Genomic DNA, 5,967 nt, shown 5'->3' with positions numbered 1-5,967 from the left:
ATTGACTGGTTCATGCCTTGGAGTGAACAGATAAAAGAAGAGTTTGGAATAAAGGACGATTAAATCGAAAATGTGATTTAATCGTCCTTTTTAGGTACACTATATAATTTGGCGCTTACAATCAAAACTTATTTTAAAAGAATTAAAGCTAATTAAAAGCATAAGTAATATAAAAGTTGGTATTTCTTTAGCTACACTTAATGATAAGATTTCAAAAAGAATAGAGCCAGGTGCTAGTTTATCTAGCGAAAGAATTCAAACCCTCAAAACATTAAACAATGAAAAAATTAAATGCTACGTGTTTATCTCTCCTATAATTCCCCATATAACAAATGTATTTCAGATAATAGATGAAGTGTATGAATATGTGGATTATATATGTTTTGAAAATTTGAATTTGAGAAGTCCTTATAAATGTGAAGTGCTAAATTTTGCAAAAGAGGTTCTCCCTAAAGACAAATATCAAAATTTTGAGAGAATTTTTAATGACTCTAATTATGGTATAAGATATTGGCAACAGTTGGAAAAAAGAATAGAAAAATATTGTCAAGCTAAGCATGTCACATATAAACTGTACTTTTATCATAATAAAATAAAAAAAGGTAAAAGGTAAAAATAGCTGATAATAGAGATAAATAATTGTAAAATAGCATAAAATGATTATTCCACTTTAGTTGATCACTCATTCCGAATAGGTTGACCAAGTGTTCCGATATTCTTGATCAACTTGCAAGGGATAAAATAAAAATGTAGGTAAAAGACAATATAAGAATGTTGGAAAACCTACATAATTAGAGCACTTATCGTCTGCTTTTTTATATTTATATATAGACAATTAATGCAATTTAGTCTTTCTTTCAAGATTAACATGACAGCATGTTGATTTCTACTATATAATACTCATTGAGGTGAAAAAGTATGAAACTAATTAAAAACATTCAAGTCTATGCACCAGAAAACTTAGGTGTCAAAGACGTATTGATTTCAGATTCTAAAATAGAAAAGATAGATGATCATATCGCATATCCTTATTCTATTGAAACAATTGATGGAACAGGTTGTATCCTTACACCAGGTCTTATTGATCGTCATGTACATATCACAGGTGGTGGGGGAGAAGCAGGCTTTATTTCTCGTGCTAGACCTATTGAAGTCAATGAAATACTAGATGCAGGTATTACTACTGTCATTGGATTATTAGGTACAGATGGCTATACAAGAAACACAAAAGAATTATTCGCCAAGGCAAAAGAATTGACTCAAAAAGGTGTCCATACCTATATTCTAACAGGAAGTTATACATATCCTACATATACGCTCACTGATTCAGTAGAAGATGATATTGTATTTATTGATAGTATTCTAGGTGTGAAGCTTGCATTAAGTGATCATAGATCAAGTCATATTACTGATGACGAACTTGTTCGTTTAGCTTCTCAAATCCGTACAGCAAGTCTTATTGCTGGAAAACAAGCAAATTTAACACTTCATATGGGTGATGAAAAACAAGGATTAACTCCTGTATTTCATGCATTAGAAAGAGCTGATATTCCTGTTTCTTTATTCCAGCCAACACACTGTAGTCGTAATCCACACTTATTTAAAGATGCACTCAAGTTTGCTGAAATGGGTGGTACAGTTGACTTAACATGTGAAGGTGATGGCAAGACTCTAGAATTCATTAAACAGTTTAAGGATACTTCTAAAGTCACTATTTCTAGTGATGCACAAGGCTCATGGTCTACATATAATGAAGATGGATCTATCAAAGAAATTGGTATTACACCAGTCTCTAACTTAAAGAAAGAATTTATTTCTCTAAAGAATGCATTGGGATATGAAAAAGCTTTACCATTCTTTACTCAAAATGTTGCTCAAGTATTAGGTTTAAAAAATACAGGAGTCATTAAAGAAGGTTTTGATTGTGATTTAGTTATCTGGAAAGATGATGAAATCAAGCATATCATCACAAAGAAAGATTAATTTCTTTCTTTTTTTATTCCTGCAAACTCATTAAGCAAAGATTTGGGATTGAAAGTAAGAGTTGATAAGCATGAATTATTAGATTTGAATATCAACTACAATACACTTATTGATCGTAAGAGTGGAATAGACTTCAGTCCTTATATAAGAGAAAGAGTAACATACTAGATTACAGGTGCTGATTCCTTTGTGAATCAGCCTTTTATGTTATAATGGAGTTGAAAGGATGAGACAAATGAATAATATAAAAGAGAGAATCAAGATATTCTCAGGTGCAAAATTGAAATATATCGCATTTGCCTCAATGCTGATTGATCATTTCAATAAAGCTATTATCTATCCTAATCTAGATGGAGGTATGTTAAATAGAATAAGTGATCTATTTGATATTTTAGGAAGAATCGCTTTTCCTATATTTATATTTTTATTAATAGAAGGGTACTTCCATACAAGAAATAAATGGAAATACTTAGGGACTCTTCTTCTATTTGGAATCATCTCTGAAGTCCCATTTGATATGTGTACATCAGCTGTTCTTTTTGAACCCAACTGGAACAATATCATGTTTACACTGTCATTTGTACTTGCCATTATATGGGTGATAGATGTATTAAAAGAGAAACTGAATAAACCATTATGGTATGTTATATCCATTCTCATTGTCGCAGTTATGTGTTTTATAGCTATGAATCTAGGATTAGATTATGAACATCATGCCGTACTTATTGGATATTTCATGTATATATTTCATGATAAATATATCTATTCTATACCATTTTGTTATGCGTCAATGTTTAAGGAACCCTGGGCATTACTTGGATTTGGTTTAAATCTGACTTATAACGGAGAAAGAGGGAGACAAAATAAGTTATTCAACTATTTCTTCTATCCAGTACATTTGCTTATTTTAGGAATAATAAGAATGACTCTTCATATTTAGATACATCATATAAAGTTCATAATAATTGTGTAGTATTAAATTATACGAAAAATATACTTGAAACGAGGTAAATACATATGATTATTGAAAAACTCTTATCAAAAAGAGATCAATTACCCCTAGAACTCGCTATTATTGAACCAGAAGGAGAGGCTATCGGTATTATTCAGTTAATACATGGTATGTCTGAACATAAAGAACGCTATTATGACTTTATGAACTTTTTATCACAACAAGGCTATATTTGTGCTATTCATGATCATAGAGGACATGGTGCAAGTGTAAAAGACACATCACATTTAGGATATTTCTATACAAACGATATAACATATATTGTAGATGATGCTTATCTAGTTACAGAATATTTGAAAAACAGATATCCTACATTAAATGTCTCTATATTTAGTCATAGTATGGGTACATTAGTTTCTAGAAACTACCTAAAGAAATATGAAAAGCATATTGAAAAGATTGTATTGTGTGGTCCACCTACAGAAAATAAACTTGTTGATCTAGCATTATTTGCAGGAAAACTTACTGGATTATTTTATAAAGACTATAAACCTAATAAGATTCTGAATAAGTTATCTGTAGGATACTACAACAAAGGCTATAAAACTAAAAATGAATGGATCTGTTCTAACTCACAGACTGTGTCTTCATATAACACCGATCCTCTATGTGGGTTTACTTTTACTACAAGTGGCTTTATAAATCTTTTCCAGCTATTAAAATCAGCTTTCATCAAAGAAGATTGGAATCCTCAAAATAGTTCTTTGCCTATATTCTTAATTGCAGGTGAAGATGATCCAGTCATTCAAGGAAAGCAGAAGTTTAATGAATTAGAAGAGTTTTTGAAAGAAGTAGGCTATGAAAATATCAAGAGTAAACTGTACAAAGATAAAAGACATGAACTACTCAATGAAACAAATAAAGAAATAGTATATAAAGATATTCTAGATTTTTTCTATGCTAATTAATACAGGAGGTAATATATGGCTTTTGATTTTAAGAAAGAATATAAAGATTTTTACATGCCTAAAAATAAACCCATGATAGTCACTGTTCCTCGTGCTAACTATATTGCGGTAAGAGGACAAGGGGATCCAAACGAGGAAGGTGGGGATTATCAGAAGGCTATTAGTGTACTATATGCAGTCGCTTATACACTTAAGATGAGCTATAAAACAAATTATAAGATAGAAGGATTCTTTGAATATGTGGTTCCTCCACTAGAAGGTTTCTGGTGGCAGGATGGCATCGAAGGTATAGATTATGATGATAAATCTACTTTTAATTGGATTTCTGTTATTCGTTTACCAGACTTTATTACTAAAAAAGATTTTGAATGGGCAGTAGAAACTGCTTCTATTAAGAAAAAAATGGATTGTTCTTGTGCTGAATTTATTACTATTGATGAGGGATTATGTGTACAGATGATGCATATAGGTTCGTTTGATGATGAACCTGCCTCTGTTGCACTCATGAACAAATATATAGAAGAAAATGGATATATAAATGATCTTACAAAAGAAAGACTACATCATGAAATATATCTTTCTGATGCAAGAAGAGTCGCACCAGAAAAATGGAAAACAGTCATTAGACATCCAATCAAAAAAAAAGGAGTTAAGTATGAATGAAAAAATAGGAGAAGTTTTCTCTATCACAAAAGATAACGAGCCTATACTAGGCTGTACCACTTCTAAAGCAGTAAATGATACACTGACTTATTTCTCACTTGCAAGAAATACAGACATAAGCGCTGAAATATATCCTTACTATAAGATGATTTATGTCTTGAAAGGTCAGTTGGAAGTCTATGGAAATAATGGCTATACTAAAGTAGTTAAAGAAAAGGAAAGTTTCATTACATTTACTGATATACCTATGGGTATAAGAACTAAAGATGATGTCATATATACAGAAATATTAATAAGACAAACTATAAGTAACTAAATATATCGACTATTGTGATTAGATGTGTTCAAATCTCCTCAAAGGAGAGCGTTAAAATGAAAACATCAAATATCACAAATTATAAATTAAAGGATTTTACTGAACTTTTAGGCGTATCTGTTAAGATGTTATAACGTTGAGATAGAAAAGGAACTTTAAAGGCAAACCGAACCAAAACTAAAGGCATTATTATACCTATAAACATCATTTACTAAATCAAGTTGCATTTTTAAGATAGTTTTATAATGTAAAAGAATTATTTGAATACTCACAGACCACAGGTTAGTGAAAATTAAATTTTATTAACGCCGATTAAAAGGCGTTCATGAAGCTGAACTGAATACATGAATTTTCTATTTGTTCTATAATTAGATTAGAAATTAGATGGAGAACTCATGCAGGATATTGTTTCAATACTCCATGTGTTCTCCTGCAGGCTGCAAAGGGTTTCATAAGTATAAAAACTGATAGAAAGGGATGAGGGAATTGCTGAAGAGTTTCAAGACGGAAATAAATCCAACAGAGGAGCAGAAAGTCAGGATTCGTAAAACAATAGGTACTTGCAGATTTATCTATAACTTCTATCTTGCTCATAATAAGGAGCTTCATGAAAATGGAAAAAAATTTATGAGCAGTAGCCAGTTTAGAGTATGGCTCAACAATGAGTTTCTTCCGAGCCATCCAGAATATTCCTGGATCAAGGAAGCTTATTCAAAATCGGTAACACAGGCAGTAAATAACGGACAGACCGCATTTGAAAAATTCTTTGATTACAAGAGCGCCTTTCCAAAATTTAAGAAGAAAGGCAGATCTGATGTGAAAATGTATTTTGTAAGGAATAATCCAAAAGATTGTCTTTGCGAAAGACACAGAATCAAGATCCCGTCACTTGGCTGGGTACGCATCAAAGAGAAAGGATATATTCCAACTACAAAAGATGGATACATAATTAAGAGCGGTCATGTCTCAATAAAGGCTGACAGATACTATGTTTCAGTTCTTATAGAAATCCCAGATCACAGGATAGTTAACAATTCCAGTGAAGGAATTGGCATTGACCTTGGATTAAAGGACTTTGCGATTGT

At 31.3% G+C, this 5,967-nt stretch carries 6 protein-coding genes; all 6 read left to right on the top strand.

Going from position 1 to position 5,967, the window contains the following annotated elements; translation table 11 throughout:
* The first annotated feature begins 918 nt into the window (after positions 1 to 918).
* The gene (gene iadA, locus H8909_RS12250) at positions 919 to 1,983 is read left to right on the top strand and encodes a beta-aspartyl-peptidase (RefSeq protein ID WP_238928294.1); all 1,065 of its coding nucleotides are present in this window, start codon (positions 919 to 921) and stop codon (positions 1,981 to 1,983) included.
* A 235-nt stretch (positions 1,984 to 2,218) separates the two neighbouring features.
* Positions 2,219 to 2,923 carry a TraX family protein gene (locus H8909_RS12245; protein WP_187013027.1) on the top strand — a complete coding sequence of 235 codons (705 nt, stop codon included), beginning with the start codon at positions 2,219 to 2,221 and terminating at the stop codon, positions 2,921 to 2,923.
* Between the two features lie 77 nt (positions 2,924 to 3,000).
* Positions 3,001 to 3,903, top strand: a complete 903-nt coding sequence (locus H8909_RS12240) for an alpha/beta fold hydrolase (RefSeq protein ID WP_187013026.1) — start codon at positions 3,001 to 3,003, stop codon at positions 3,901 to 3,903.
* A gap of 15 nt (positions 3,904 to 3,918) precedes the next feature.
* The gene (locus H8909_RS12235; protein ID WP_187013025.1) at positions 3,919 to 4,566 is read left to right on the top strand and encodes a GyrI-like domain-containing protein; all 648 of its coding nucleotides are present in this window, start codon (positions 3,919 to 3,921) and stop codon (positions 4,564 to 4,566) included.
* Positions 4,559 to 4,882, top strand: coding sequence for a cupin domain-containing protein (locus H8909_RS12230; RefSeq protein ID WP_187013024.1), 324 nt, complete (start codon positions 4,559 to 4,561; stop codon positions 4,880 to 4,882). Before H8909_RS12235 ends, H8909_RS12230 begins: the two co-directional genes overlap by 8 nt.
* A 477-nt stretch (positions 4,883 to 5,359) precedes the next feature.
* Positions 5,360 to 5,967, top strand: a 608-nt coding sequence (locus H8909_RS12225) for an RNA-guided endonuclease InsQ/TnpB family protein (RefSeq protein ID WP_187013023.1), incomplete at its 3' end; no start/stop codon positions are given.

Source organism: Catenibacterium faecis, assembly GCF_014306455.1.
In the GTDB taxonomy this organism is placed as follows: Bacteria; Bacillota_I; Bacilli_A; order Erysipelotrichales; family Coprobacillaceae; genus Catenibacterium; species Catenibacterium mitsuoka_A.
The sequence above is the reverse complement of the archived record's forward strand: the minus strand, read 5'-3'. Positions and strand labels throughout refer to the sequence as shown.